This is a genomic window from Pseudomonas entomophila (assembly GCF_029193575.1).
Classification (GTDB): domain Bacteria; phylum Pseudomonadota; class Gammaproteobacteria; order Pseudomonadales; family Pseudomonadaceae; genus Aquipseudomonas; species Aquipseudomonas entomophila_G.
On sequence record NZ_JARGCS010000012.1, the window covers coordinates 141,676 to 154,568 of the forward strand.

The 12,893-nt window shown below is 60.8% G+C and carries 11 protein-coding genes; 7 read left to right on the forward strand and 4 right to left on the reverse strand.

Going from position 1 to position 12,893, the window contains the following annotated elements; all coding sequences use genetic code 11:
• Window positions 1-203 precede the first annotated feature (203 nt).
• Together P0Y43_RS05455 and P0Y43_RS05460 are read left to right on the forward strand one after the other, a co-directional pair.
• Window positions 204-845: an MBL fold metallo-hydrolase gene (locus tag P0Y43_RS05455; RefSeq protein WP_275636284.1), complete on the forward strand. Its 642-nt coding sequence runs from the start codon at window positions 204-206 to the stop codon at window positions 843-845.
• An 85-nt stretch (window positions 846-930) separates the two neighbouring features.
• Window positions 931-1,653, forward strand: a complete 723-nt coding sequence (locus P0Y43_RS05460) for an OmpA family protein (RefSeq protein WP_275636285.1) — start codon at window positions 931-933, stop codon at window positions 1,651-1,653.
• A gap of 37 nt (window positions 1,654-1,690) precedes the next feature.
• Here P0Y43_RS05460 and pta read toward each other — a convergent pair whose 3' ends face one another.
• Entirely contained in the window at window positions 1,691-3,781 is a 2,091-nt protein-coding gene (gene pta / locus P0Y43_RS05465) for a phosphate acetyltransferase (protein WP_275636286.1), read from the reverse strand.
• Between the two features lie 32 nt (window positions 3,782-3,813).
• Entirely contained in the window at window positions 3,814-4,116 is a 303-nt protein-coding gene (locus tag P0Y43_RS05470) for a DUF3565 domain-containing protein (RefSeq protein WP_275636287.1), read from the reverse strand.
• On the opposite strand from P0Y43_RS05470, the gene P0Y43_RS05475 reads away from it, so the two are divergent.
• From P0Y43_RS05475 to P0Y43_RS05485, 3 genes are all read left to right on the forward strand, one after another.
• The gene (locus tag P0Y43_RS05475; protein WP_275636288.1) at window positions 4,115-4,600 is read left to right on the forward strand and encodes an FKBP-type peptidyl-prolyl cis-trans isomerase; all 486 of its coding nucleotides are present in this window, start codon (window positions 4,115-4,117) and stop codon (window positions 4,598-4,600) included. The two genes, P0Y43_RS05470 and P0Y43_RS05475, sit on opposite strands and share 2 nt — an antisense overlap.
• A gap of 140 nt (window positions 4,601-4,740) precedes the next feature.
• On the forward strand, window positions 4,741-5,223 hold the full coding sequence (locus tag P0Y43_RS05480) for a glutathione peroxidase (protein WP_275636289.1): 483 nt from the start codon (window positions 4,741-4,743) through the stop codon (window positions 5,221-5,223).
• A gap of 187 nt (window positions 5,224-5,410) precedes the next feature.
• Window positions 5,411-6,514, forward strand: coding sequence for an NADH:flavin oxidoreductase (locus P0Y43_RS05485; protein ID WP_275636290.1), 1,104 nt, complete (start codon window positions 5,411-5,413; stop codon window positions 6,512-6,514).
• Here P0Y43_RS05485 and P0Y43_RS05490 read toward each other — a convergent pair.
• Entirely contained in the window at window positions 6,483-7,697 is a 1,215-nt protein-coding gene (locus tag P0Y43_RS05490) for a glycosyltransferase family 4 protein (protein WP_275636291.1), read from the reverse strand. The two genes, P0Y43_RS05485 and P0Y43_RS05490, sit on opposite strands and share 32 nt — an antisense overlap.
• 168 nt (window positions 7,698-7,865) lie before the next feature.
• Between P0Y43_RS05490 and P0Y43_RS05495 the strand changes: the two genes are divergently transcribed.
• Window positions 7,866-9,182, forward strand: a complete 1,317-nt coding sequence (locus P0Y43_RS05495) for a methyl-accepting chemotaxis protein (RefSeq protein ID WP_275636292.1) — start codon at window positions 7,866-7,868, stop codon at window positions 9,180-9,182.
• A 133-nt stretch (window positions 9,183-9,315) separates the two neighbouring features.
• Here P0Y43_RS05495 and P0Y43_RS05500 read toward each other — a convergent pair whose 3' ends face one another.
• Complete coding sequence (locus tag P0Y43_RS05500) at window positions 9,316-9,528, reverse strand: EI24 domain-containing protein (protein ID WP_275636293.1); 213 nt, start codon at window positions 9,526-9,528, stop codon at window positions 9,316-9,318.
• Window positions 9,529-10,243: 715 nt separating this feature from the next.
• Here P0Y43_RS05500 and P0Y43_RS05505 point away from each other — a divergent pair.
• On the forward strand, window positions 10,244-12,781 hold the full coding sequence (locus tag P0Y43_RS05505) for a toll/interleukin-1 receptor domain-containing protein (protein ID WP_275636294.1): 2,538 nt from the start codon (window positions 10,244-10,246) through the stop codon (window positions 12,779-12,781).
• The last annotated feature ends 112 nt before the right edge of the window (window positions 12,782-12,893 follow it).

Consider the following 12,893-nt stretch of genomic DNA (forward strand, 5'->3'; position numbering starts at 1 on the left):
GTGCCGCTTCGCGATGCGCCGCGCGCTCGATCTCATGAACAACGCGGTGTTCACGGCGAGCACCTGTGAGCCCGACCGCAACGGCCTGTTGGCCTAGGTTGTGATGCAGTTCGATACTGAATACCATCAGCCCGTGCTGTCGAGGCCGTCGAGGTCTTTGTGAGTCAGCTGCGTTTTATCCGCACACAGCAAATCGAGCAAACATGAATCCGCCAACCTCCCTCATTCGCGAAACCTTCCCCGTTGGCCCCCTGCAATGCAACTGCACCCTGATCGGCGACCCGCTGACGAAAAAGGCCATCGTCGTCGACCCGGGCGGTGACGAGCAGAAGATCCTGGCGCGTCTGCAGCACCATGGGCTGACCCTGGTGAGCATCATCCACACCCACGCCCATTTCGATCACTTCCTCGCCTCGGGCAGGCTCAAGGAACTGACCGGCGCGACCCTGCATCTGCACAAGGCCGACCAGCCGCTGTGGGACAACCTCGAGATGCAGTGCCAGATGTTCGGCGTACCCTACACCCCGGTGCCGTCGCCCGACCGCTGGCTGGGCGATGACGAAGCGCTGGCCTGCGGCTGCGGCGTGGCCCTGCACACTCCCGGGCACACCCCCGGCTCGATGAGCTTCTGGTTCGCCGACGCCAAGCTGCTGATCGCCGGCGACACCCTGTTCCGCCGCGGCGTGGGGCGCACCGATTTGTGGGGGGGCGATCAGCGGGCTATCGTTCGTTCCATCAAGGAGCGGCTGTATCGCCTGGATGAAGACGCGATCGTGGTCACCGGGCATGGCCCGGATACTCGCCTCGGCGAGGAGATGCGCGAGAACCCCTTCGTGCGAGCCTGAGGTTTCATGGAATTTTTCCGAGGCGCTGCAATCCAAGGCTGGCACAGATCCGCGTGCGATCTCGAATTTCAGTAGGAGCTTGTCCATGTTCACCATGCGTCGTCTGATTATCGTCGCTACCGCCGCTGCCCTGATGTCGGGGTGTGCCAGCCCCAACCCCTATGACAACCAGGGGCAGGCGCAAGGTGGCTCCACTGGGATGAGCAAGACCGCCAAGTACGGTGGCTTGGGCGCGCTGGCCGGTGCCATCGCCGGGGCCGCCATCGACCACAACAACCGCGGCAAGGGCGCGCTGATCGGCGCCGCCGCAGTGGGCGCGGCGGCCGCAGGCTATGGCTACTACGCCGACCGCCAGGAAGCGGCGCTGCGCGAAAGCATGGCCAACACTGGCGTCGAAGTGCAGCGCCAGGGTGACCAGATCAAGCTGATCATGCCGGGCAACATCACCTTCGCCACCGATTCGGCGAACATCGCCCCGAGCTTCTACTCGCCGCTGAACAACCTGGCCGGCTCGTTCAAGCAGTTCAACCAGAACACCATCGAAGTGGTCGGTTTCACCGACAGCACCGGCAGCCGCCAGCACAACATGGACCTGTCGCAGCGCCGCGCGCAGGCGGTCGGCACCTACCTGACCTCCCAGGGCGTCGACCCGTCGCGCGTTTCAGTGCGCGGCATGGGCCCGGACCAGCCGATCGCCAGCAACGCCGACGCCAATGGCCGGGCGCAGAATCGCCGGGTCGAGGTCAACCTGAAGCCGATTCCGGGTCAGCAATACGACCAGCAGGGTACCGTCCAGCAGTATCCGTAATCCGTGAGCGGGGCCGCATAGCGGCCCCGTTTTCATTTCAGCGCACGTGGCTGGCCTGGATCGCGGTCAACGCGATGGTGTGCACGATGTCATCCACCTGCGCCCCGCGCGGCAGGTCGTTCACCGGCTTGCGCAAACCCTGCAGCATCGGCCCCAGGCTCACGCAATCGGCGCTGCGCTGCACCGCCTTGTGCGTGGTGTTGCCGGTGTTCAGGTCGGGGAACACGAATACCGTGGCTCGACCGGCCACCGGGCTGTGCGGCGCCAGCTGGCGGGCGATGTCCGGGTTGGCGGCGGCGTCGTACTGCAGCGGCCCGTCGATCAGCAGGTCGCGCTCGGCGGCCTGCGCCAGGCGCGTGGCCTCACGCACCTTCTCCACTTCCTCGTCACTGGCCGCCGAATCGCTGGAATAGCTGAGCATCGCCACCCGCGGCGCGATGCCGAAGGCTTCGGCCGACTCGGCGCTCTGCCGGGCGATTTCGGCCAGCTCCGCGGCGCTGGGGTGCGGGTTCATGATGCAGTCGCCATACACCAGCACCTGCTCGGGGAACAGCATGAAGAACACCGACGACACCAGGCTGCTGCCCGGCGCTGTCTTGATCAGCTGCAAGGCCGGGCGGATGGTGTTGGCGGTGGAGTGCACCAGGCCCGAGACCAGGCCGTCGACTTCATCCAGCGCCAGCATCATGGTGGCGATCACCACCGGGTCTTCGAGCTGCTGCTCGGCCATCGGCGCGTTGAGGTTGCGGCTTTTGCGCAGGTCGACCATCGGCTCCACGTAGCGCGCGCGGATCACCTCCGGGTCGAGCACTTCCAGGTCGGCCGGCAGGGTGATGCCCTGGGCGCGCGCCACCGCTTCGACTTCCTCGGGCTTGGCCAGCAGCACGCAACGGGCGATGCCACGCGCCTGGCAGATTGCCGCGGCCTGCACCAGCAGCGGCTCGGCGCCCTCGGGCAGGACGATGCGCTTGTTCGCCTGCTGGGCGCGCTGGATCAGCTGGTAGCGGAACACCGCCGGCGACAGCCGCAGCTCGCGCGGTGTGCCGCAGCGCTGGTGCAACCACAGCGCGTCGAGGTGGCTGGCGACGAAGTCGGTGATCACCTCGGCGCGCTCGCGGTCGTCCACCGGGATCTCGCGGTTCAGCGAGTTGAGCTGGTTGGCGGTGTCGTAGGAGCCGGTGCTCACCGACAGGATCGGCAGCCCGGCCTGCAACGCGCCCCGGCACAGTTCTAGGATGCGCGGGTCGGGCTTGCTGTCGCTGGTCAGCAGCAGGCCGGCCAAGGGCACGCCGTTGATCGCCGCCAGGCTCACCGCGAGGATGATGTCGTCGCGGTCGCCCGGGGTCACCACCAAGGTGCCGGGCTTGAGCAGCGGCACGGTATTGGCCACGGTGCGCGCGCAGATGATGATCTTGTTCATGCGCCGCTGCTCGTAGTCACCGGCGTTGAGCACCTGGGCGCCGAGCAGCTCGGCCACGTCGCGGGTGCGCGGCGCGTTGAGGTCGGCCTGGTAGGGGATGCAGCCGAGCAGACGGAAGTCGTCGCCACGCAGCAGCGGCGAGTGTTCGCGCAGGCGTGCCGCGAAGGCGGCCATGCTTTCCTCGGTGCGGACCTTGTTGAGGATCACCCCCAGCACCTTCGGGTCACGCGGCCCGCCGTACAGCTGGGCTTGCAGCTCGACACGGCCGGACAGCTCGCTGAGCACCTCGTTCTCCGGCGCCGACACCAGGATCACCTCGGCATCCAGGCTTTTCGCCAGGTGCAGGTTGACCCGCGCGGCATAGCTGGCGTGGCGCGTCGGCACCATGCCCTCGACCACCACCACGTCGTTGCCGACGCAAGCCTGTTGGTAGAGGCGGATGATTTCTTCGAGCAACTCGTCGAGTTGGCCATCGCCGAGCATGCGCTCGACCTGGGCCAGGCTCAGTGGCGCAGGGGGCTTGATGCCATGGGTGCGCGCCACCAGTTCGCTGGAGCGCTCCGGGCCGGTGTCGCCAGGGTGAGGCTGGGCGATCGGCTTGAAGAAGCCGACCTTCAGCCCGCCGCGCTCCAGGGCGCGTACCAGGCCCAGGCTGATGGAGGTCAGGCCGACGCCGAAATCGGTCGGCGCGATGAAAAATGTCTGCATGCGTGCTTCTCGGAATAAGCGGTGCAAGGAAATCAACGGCCAAGGGTAGCGCTATCGGCACCCTGTGCGCACCAGCCGCAGTTGAAGACGCTGCCGATGCGCCGTGCCCGCTCGTCGGCGTCGAGCACCCAAGGGCGCGCCTGCCACGGCGGTTGGTGGCGCAGGTGTTGGGTGTGGCCGCAGGACAGCTCGACCACCCAGTGGCTCTCTTCATCGAGGTGAAAGCCAGTGATCCGACTGATGGGCCGCTGGTCGTCCGAGCCGCGTTCGCAATCGGGCGAGCCCTTGGTTACACTTGTCCGCTCTACATTCTTTTGCAAAAGGTCTTGCCCCATGCTGATCGCCGCCAACAAGGCTGTCTCCATCGACTATACCCTGACCAACGACGCCGGGGAGGTCATCGACAGCTCCGCCGGTGGCGCGCCGCTGGTGTACCTGCACGGTGCCGCCAACATCATCCCTGGCCTGGAGAAGGCCCTGGAAGGCAAGCAGGTCGGTGACGAACTGAGCGTTGCCATCGAGCCGGAAGAGGCCTACGGCGAATACCTGGCCGAGCTGGTCAGCACCCTGAGCCGCAGCATGTTCGAGGGCGTCGACCAACTGGAAGTAGGCATGCAGTTCCACGCCTCGGCACCGGACGGCCAGATGCAGATCGTCACCATCCGCGACATCGACGGCGATGACGTGACCGTCGACGGCAACCACCCGCTGGCCGGCCAGCGCCTGAACTTCAAGGTCAAAGTGGTCGAGGTGCGTGACGCCAGCGACGAAGAAATCGCCCACCGTCACATCCACGGCGAAGGTGGTCATCACCACTGATTTCTGCGCTAAGCTCAGAAAGTCGCCAGGCGCTCGGGCAAGCCGGACTCCCCTCCACGAGGGTGATCGGTTTGGCCGCGCGCCTTTTTAGTGGGCGGGATTTGCCCCAGCGGCAACCGGAACCTGAGAGGGGAATCAACATGAGTGCATTTCACGACCTGACGTTGAAGGCGCTGGACGGCGAGGACCTGCCCCTCGCTCCGTTCAAGGGGCAGGTGGTGCTGGTGGTCAACGTCGCCTCCAAGTGTGGCCTGACGCCGCAATACGCTTCGCTGGAAAAACTCCACCAGCAGTTCAAGGGCAAGGGCTTCAGCGTGCTGGGCCTGCCGTGCAACCAGTTCGCCGGCCAGGAGCCGGGTTCGGAAAAAGAGATCCAGACGTTCTGTAGCCTGAACTATGGTGTCACCTTCCCGCTGAGCGCCAAGCTCGAGGTCAACGGGCAGGAGCGGCACTCGCTGTACCGCCTGCTGGCGGGCGAGGGCGCCGAGTTCCCAGGCGACATCACCTGGAACTTCGAGAAGTTCCTGGTGGGCAAGGATGGGCGCGTGCTCGCCCGCTTCGCCCCGCGCACCGCGCCGGATGACCCGACCGTGGTGCAGGCGATCGAAAAGGCCCTGGCCTGATCCGGCGTCCGCGATCGGCAGCACGACTCTGGGGCCGCTTTGCGGCCCTTTTGCGATGCAAGGCTTGGAGAGCGACGGCGCAGCCCTCGCTGCGATACCCCACAATCACCCGAATCAATAATGCTGGGCCATCCCCTCGGCACCCCCTACTCTCAGGCGCATTCTTCATTCCTGTCGGGAGCGCCGCATGTCCAACAATCCCCTGTTCCAGCCGTTCACCCTGGGCCGCCTCGAACTGCCGACCCGCGTGGTCATGGCGCCGATGACCCGTACCTTCTGCCCCGGCGGCGTGCCGCATGCCGGTGTGGTCGAGTACTACCGGCGTCGCGCCGCCGCCGGTGTCGGCCTGGTGATCACCGAAGGCACCACGGTCAGCCACCTGGCCGCCAACGGCTACCCCAACGTGCCGCGTTTCCACGGCGAGGATGCCCTGGCCGGCTGGAAGCAGGTGGTCGAGGCGGTGCATGCCGAAGGCGGGCGCATCGTGCCGCAGCTGTGGCACGTGGGCAGCGTGCGCCGGCTGGGCACCGAGCCGGATGCCAGCGTGCCGGGCTACGGCCCGAGCGGTAAAAGCAAGGATGGCCAGGTCGTGGTCCATGAAATGACCCATGATGACATCCGCGACGTCATCGCCGCGTTCGCCCAGGCCGCCCGCGACGCCAAGGCCATTGGCATGGACGGCGTGGAGATCCACGGCGCCCATGGTTACCTGATCGACCAGTTCTTCTGGGCCGGCAGCAACCAGCGCAGCGACGAGTACGGCGGCGACCTCGCGCAGCGTTCGCGCTTCGCCATCGAGCTGATCCAGGCCGTGCGCGCTGCGGTCGGGCCGGACTTCCCGATCATCTTCCGCTTCTCCCAGTGGAAGCAGCAGGACTACAGCGCGCGCCTGGTGGAAACCCCCGAGGCGCTGGAGGCGTTCCTCAAGCCCCTGGCCGACGCTGGCGTGGACATCTTCCACTGTTCCACCCGGCGCTTCTGGGAGCCGGAGTTCGAAGGCTCGGCGCTGAACCTGGCCGGCTGGACGCGCAAGCTCACCGGCAAGCCGACCATCACCGTGGGCAGTGTCGGCCTGGATGGCGAGTTCCTGCAGTTCATGGTCGACACCGACAAGGTGGCCAAGCCCGCCAGCCTGGAAGGGCTGCTGCGCCGGCTGGGCGACGAAGAGTTCGACCTGGTGGCGGTGGGCCGGGCGTTGCTGGTGGATGCGCAATGGGCGCAGAAGGTTCGCGAAGGTCGCGAGCAGGACATCCTGCCGTTCAGCCGTGAGGCGCTGACGAGCCTGGCTTGATCGCCAAAGCCGAGGGGGGCCGGCTGGTCTGGGCGCCGCTTTGCCGGCAGGCGGCGTGCAGGTAGCCCTCGAACTGCTCGACGATCGCCTGCCAACCCTGGCGGCTGGCATGCTGGCGGGCGTTCAGGCGCACCCGGCGCAGGGTCTCGCCTTCTTCCAGCAACCAGCAGGCGGCGTCGATGAACGCCGCCTGGTCGCCCGGCATGGCCAGCGCACCGCTGTGGCCATGGCGTATGTGCTGGGCCGCGGCCGCTTCATCGTACGCCACCACTGCCAGCCCCGAGGCCAGGGCCTCGAGCACCACGTTGCCGAAGGTTTCGGTCAGGCTCGGGAACAGGAACAGGTCGCCACTGGCGTAGTGTTCGGCCAGCACCTCGCCACGCTGCGCGCCGCAGAACACGGCGTCCGGCAATTGCTGTTCGAGTTGCGCGCGCTGGGGCCCGTCGCCGACCACGATCAATCGCATGCGCCGCTGTGGATACGTCTTGCGCAGCGCCTCCAGGCAGGGGTGTAGCAGGGCGAGGTTCTTTTCCAGCGCCAGGCGCCCGACGTGCAGCACTGCGATATCGTCTGGCCCCAGTCCCCACTGTTCGCGCAGCGCCGGGTTGCGTCGGGCCGGGTTGAACAGGCAGGCGTCCACGCCACGGGCCATCAGGCCCAGGCGCTCGAAGCCGCGTCGCTCCAACTCCAGGCGCTGGCTGGCGCTGGGCACCAGGGTGATCACTGTGCGTCGGTGGAACCAGCGCAGGTAGTGGGTGAGCAGGCGCGCCAGCAGCCCCAGGCCGTACTGCCCCGAGTACTGCGGGAAATTGGTGTGAAAGCCACTGACCACGGCGATGCCCAGGCGCCGCGCGGCACGCAGGGCGCTGAGCCCGAGCGGGCCTTCGGTGGCGATGTACAGCACATCGGGCCGCTGTCGGCGCCAGCGTCGCCACAGCTTGTGCATGGACATCTCGCCCCACTGCAAGCCGGGGTAGCCGGGCAGCGGCCAGCCCCGGCACAGCAGCAGTTCGTCGCCCGGATTGCCCGGCAGGTCACCCGCCTGGCGTGGGCGGATCACCTCGACGTGGTGGCCGCGCAGGCGCAAGCCTTCGCCGAGGCGGCCGAGTGTGTTGGCCACGCCGTTGATTTCGGGTGGGAAGGTTTCGCTGACGAGGGTGATGCGCAGGGGCGGTGTATTCATGTCGAAAAGTGTCCACCTGCCACATTGCGGTTGCGTGACGCCTGCGTGACCCCCGGGTGACGTCCGGCCGCGTGCAGTGAATATTTCCGTGCGCGCAGCTCAAGAACCGCAAGGCCTCAGCCGATGCAGATACATTCAACGGATGGTTTTCGCTCTGGGAGAGCGGTGATGTTCAACAGCAAATTAAAGAAAGAAATCCAGCAACTGCGCGAGGCGCTGCAATCGGTCGAGCAGGTCAAGAACAGCCTAGACAGCGAAATGCTGGTGCTGCAACTTGACCCGCAGGGGCGCATCGAGGCGGTCAACGGCAATTTCGAGAAGGAAATGCTCTACCGCGCCGAGCAACTGATCGGTCGCAACGTCGAAGAGATCGTTCCCGAGCACGTGAAGAAGCTGGACTTCCACCAGCGCATGAAAGCTGCGATCGCCCGGGGCGAGCACTTCAATGGCGCCTTCCGTCTGCTGCGTGGCAATGGCCAGGAGGCCTGGTTGCGCTCGATCCTGCAACCGGTCAAGGGCAGTGACGGCCGGATCAAGTACTTCACCGTGCATTCCAGCGACCTGACCCGCACCATCGAGACCTCCCGTGAGCACGAAAGCCTGATCAAGGCGCTGATGCGCTCCACCGCGGTGATCGAGTTCAACCTCGATGGCCAGGTGCTGACCGCCAACGACCGCTTCCTGCAGACCATGGGCTACAGCCTGGAGCAGGTGCGCGGCAAGCACCACCGCATGTTCTGCGAGCCCGAAGAGGCCAACTCGGCAGGCTACCAGGCGTTCTGGGAAAAGCTGCGCCGTGGCGAGTACGTCGCCGAGCGCTTCAAGCGTATCGATGCACATGGCCGGGTGGTGTGGCTGGAGGCCTCGTACAATCCGATCATCGACGCCCATGACGTGCTCTACAAGGTGGTCAAGTTCGCCACCGTGATCACCGATCAGGTCAACCAGGAAATCGCCGTTGCCGAGGCCGCCGATATTGCCTACGGCACCTCGCTGGACACCGACGCCAGCGCGCGCAAGGCCACCGAGGTGGTGACCCAGACGGTCGAAGTGATGCGCGGCCTGGAGGGTTCGATGCAGGAGGCTGCCGAAGGTATCCAGGCGCTGGACAAACAGTCCAAGGTCATCGGTTCGATCATCAAGACCATCAGCGACATCGCCGGGCAGACCAACTTGCTGGCGCTCAACGCCGCGATCGAGGCGGCGCGCGCCGGTGAGCAGGGCCGAGGGTTCGCCGTGGTGGCCGACGAAGTGCGCCAGCTGGCCTCGCGTACCAGCAGCGCCACCGAGGAAATCGCCAAGGTGGTGCAGCAGAACGAGCACCTGGCCCAGGCGGCGGTGGACATCATCGACACCAGCAAGCGCCAGGCCGAGCAGGGCCTGAGCCTGGCCGGGGAGACCGGCACGGTGATCGTCGAGATCCAGGAGGGGGCGAAGAAGGTGGTCAATGCGGTGGGGCAGTTCTCCAGCCAGTTGAGCCACTAAAGACGCCGCGCTGAATTCATCGCGGGGCAAGCCCGCGCCTACAGGTACAGCGCCATATTCGAGGCCGCGCAGCACCTGTAGGAGCGGCTGGTCCCGCGATCACGGGCATAGCCCGTGCCAGCCACCGCGGGCTTCAGCTGCGCTCGCGCACCCAGAACAACGTCGCGCCGGCCACAGCCGCCGGCATCATCAGCACGTTGACCCCCGGAATCATCAGCGCCAGATAGGTGATGCCGCCGAACCCCATGCTCTGCCAGCGCTTCTGGCGCAGCCAGGCGAGCATGTCCTGCCAGCTCATCTTGTTGTTGTCTGCCGGGTAGTCGATGTATTGAAACCCGCTTCGCATTGCTTGGAAGCCACGAAAACCAACACCCTTTCCCAAGGGAGTGAAGGGGAAATGTACCAGTCCTGTGGTCCTCCTGAAAAGATGCTGGGCCTTTAGATGGACGGGTTGCCAGCAAGGGTTCCTACAGCCTCGTCAATTCCTTTGGGCGTGGTCTCTCATAGCAGTCCGGATGCGGGATTAGTTGCCGCCGTAGTTGCTTGCTCGGGGCGTCCATTCAGAGTTTGTAGTGATTAGAAGTTCATAGCGCTAGGAGGGGGGGCGCCATCATATTGGCGGATTCACATCATTTTCTAAACGGGCCTTCACTGGTTGTCCAATGTCGTCAGCCAACCGGAGAGGGAATATCGTCAGAGGAATGAGCCAAAACTGGTTCGTCAGTGGGGCAGAATTAATGCGGTGGGACTGTTGGACGTGCTCCACTCGGCCAGAAAAACCGCCCTCGAATGCCTTTGTGGTCGGCCTCTTATGGGTTACGGGGGCACTTGCAGTCTTAGCCAGTTCCAGAACCGCTGCATCACCCGCATCACACTCGTTGGCGATCACTGACAACCACGAGCCGTGGGTATGGCCTTTGAGGCTCTACGCAACGACGTGCCCGCCATTTGCTATTCGTTTAGCTGTATGAAAATACAGTGTCACTATGCTAGCAAAAAGACCCTACACTTATTTAGAATGGAAAAACTCAGATCAGAATTGTTTCATTCATGGAGAGATAATGAAATTCTTCCTTTCGCATAGCTCATCTGACAAGGCCATTGTTTCTCAGGTATTCGAGGAGCTGGGGGCAGCTATTTGTCATTATGATGTTGGTACGTTTGATAATACCTCTTTTTTGCCAGAGCAGATATATGAGGCATTAAACGAAAGTACCCATTTCATACTTTTTGCATCTAAAAAGGCTTTGGAGTCTGATTGGGTGAAAGGTGAGTTGCGTCACGCATTTAGTAACTGGATGAAAACTCAGATCAGAACCGCTATGGTGTTCCTGATTGATGATGGTGATCGGTCACAGGTTCCTGGGTGGCTTCAAGATTATGTAATTATTGAGCATCCAACAGCAGAGCACATTAAGTGCAGGGTAATGAGCGTTTTCGATGAGTGGGAGAAGAGAAATGGAAATAAACCGCCATTTTATCGTTATAATGAGCTTCTGCAGTTGGAGCGACATGTAACAAAAGACGCGCGAAACGTGCCAAGCGCTCTGATGCTCTGCGGTACCGATGGTTATGGGCGTAAGCAGTTGTTAAACGAACTTTACGATAGACGTTTTTCAGGAGCTTCTAAGCGAAAGCTGATGTGTTCTCTGGATGAGCACGAATCAGATGTCAATCTGTATCGATATATTTTGGGTATGTTTGGTCTGATATCTCCCAGGGAATTGAGTGAGAGGACAGGGCAGTTTCTTAAATGTGTGAATGAGGATCGGTTCTCCCTAATTGCGGAGCTTGTAGGTGAGATAACTAAGTCTGGGCAAACTCTTTTAATTGATGTGGGTGCCACAGGTTTGGATGATACTGGTAAGCTCGCATCCTGGCTTTCTGGAGTTGCTAGAAAGCTTCCGCGAGCAGCATACCCAAAACTAGTAATTATCTCGGCGCGCACTCCAACATATCTTACGCCTGATGAGTTAAATGTTATTCTTCTCCAGAAAATCCCGCCCTTGGCGAAAGAAGAATCTAGTTTGCTCTTTGACTGGTGGCTTCAATATTTAGAAGTTTCAGATGCGGATGAAATAGTAGAAAATTTCTTAGATGTAGTTGAGGGTCGGCCAAAGTCAATTGAGATCGCAGCAAGAAGCTTAGCTACAGTTGAGCGTAATCAAGTGATGCGACTACGTAGCCGTATTACAAAAGATATCCAGTCCCAAGCGTCAAGCTTGCTGAAAGATCTTGAGGAACAGCGTACTGCTAAAGTTGCTCTTGCGTTGATATCCTATTGTGGGACAATTACAGAAGTCGACTTAATTGGTTCGTTGAACGCTGTGCCACAATTTAGTGGTGAGATTGAATCGGCGCTTCAGTTGCTTGTTTCTTATGGATTTATAATTCAGGATTCTATCGGAATTAAACTTCCAGGGTATTTGGCAAGGCCGGCTAGGGATATATTGAATAGTGCTCAATACAAAGTTGATATTGATAAGGCTATAGAGTATTTGATAGGTGTCAATCGCGATATTGATCTCAGTGAAAAAACAAGTGCATCAACAATTGAGGAGTTCTGCATAGCGAATTTGCGTGCTGGAGTTCACTCAATAGCTGGGGTTGAAAGCCTGATACTCCCGTCGCAATGTTTTAGGCTGGCGCGTCAGTATTATGATAACACCGATTATGACCAAGCCTATACTCTTTGCGAAACTGCATATCGAGGTCGGATTGCTCTCACGGAAGATACAGCTTTAGAGGTTCTGAGGTTTAAAGGGCTCTCTGCTGCACGCTTGAATAGACAGAAAGATCTTAGTGAGGTGTTGGAATCTTTTTCATATCACCCCGCTTCAAGCAAAGCTGTGCGCTTGCATGCATTTATTAAAGGGTTTAACTTGCGGCTGTCTGGCAAATTTGATGAGGCGCTGAAGGCTATCTTTGAAGCTTATAATAATAAGGGTCAGGGTGATATACATATCCTCAGGGAGCTAAGTTTTTTAAGTTTGGCGGCTGGAGATGTCAATGAAGCCGAAAGGCTAATTGAGAAGGCGTTTCGCCAAGCTGATAATAATATTTATATTATTCAGACGCTTATTCGTGTCAGTCTTAGCAAAGGGAAGTCCTACGTCCAGCATAATGAACCGTATTTGTTGTCGCTTATCGATAGGCTTGAAAAAATTAATGGTCGTTCCTCATTGCATTCCGCTACGTTGATGAGGGCTGAGCTGTTCTACGCTATTGAGAATTACACGGCGGCTAGGTCAATCATGCGTGAGGCTGGAAATAACACTGCAGTCGAAATTCTGGATCTGAAAATCAGGATAAAGGAAGGGCGTCATGACGTTGCGAGAGGCGAGCTTGTCAAACTCAAAAATATCATTTTGACAGTTCAGGAAGGCCAGCGGCAAACGTCTCTTCCGGAAGTTTGTGATTTATTGGTGGATGCGGCTTCCAGGATCTCCTTGGAAGAAGGTGTTCAGGAGCTAGATCGGAACGTTAAATGGCTTCCTGCAAATAAGCTTTCAAGTTGGAAAGAGCTCTTCGTGCGCGAGTTTGCGTTTAGTAGGGTTAAACCTTCTGCAGCACAAAAGAAAATACTGGGTTTGAATTAAGCTAGGCGTGCCAGAGTTACGCGATAGAGCATATTGCGTTTCTCTGCTCCTCCCGTGGCTAAGAGGAAAAATTTCTGCGCCTGTCGCCGCCTTCGAGTCCCAGCATCGAGCT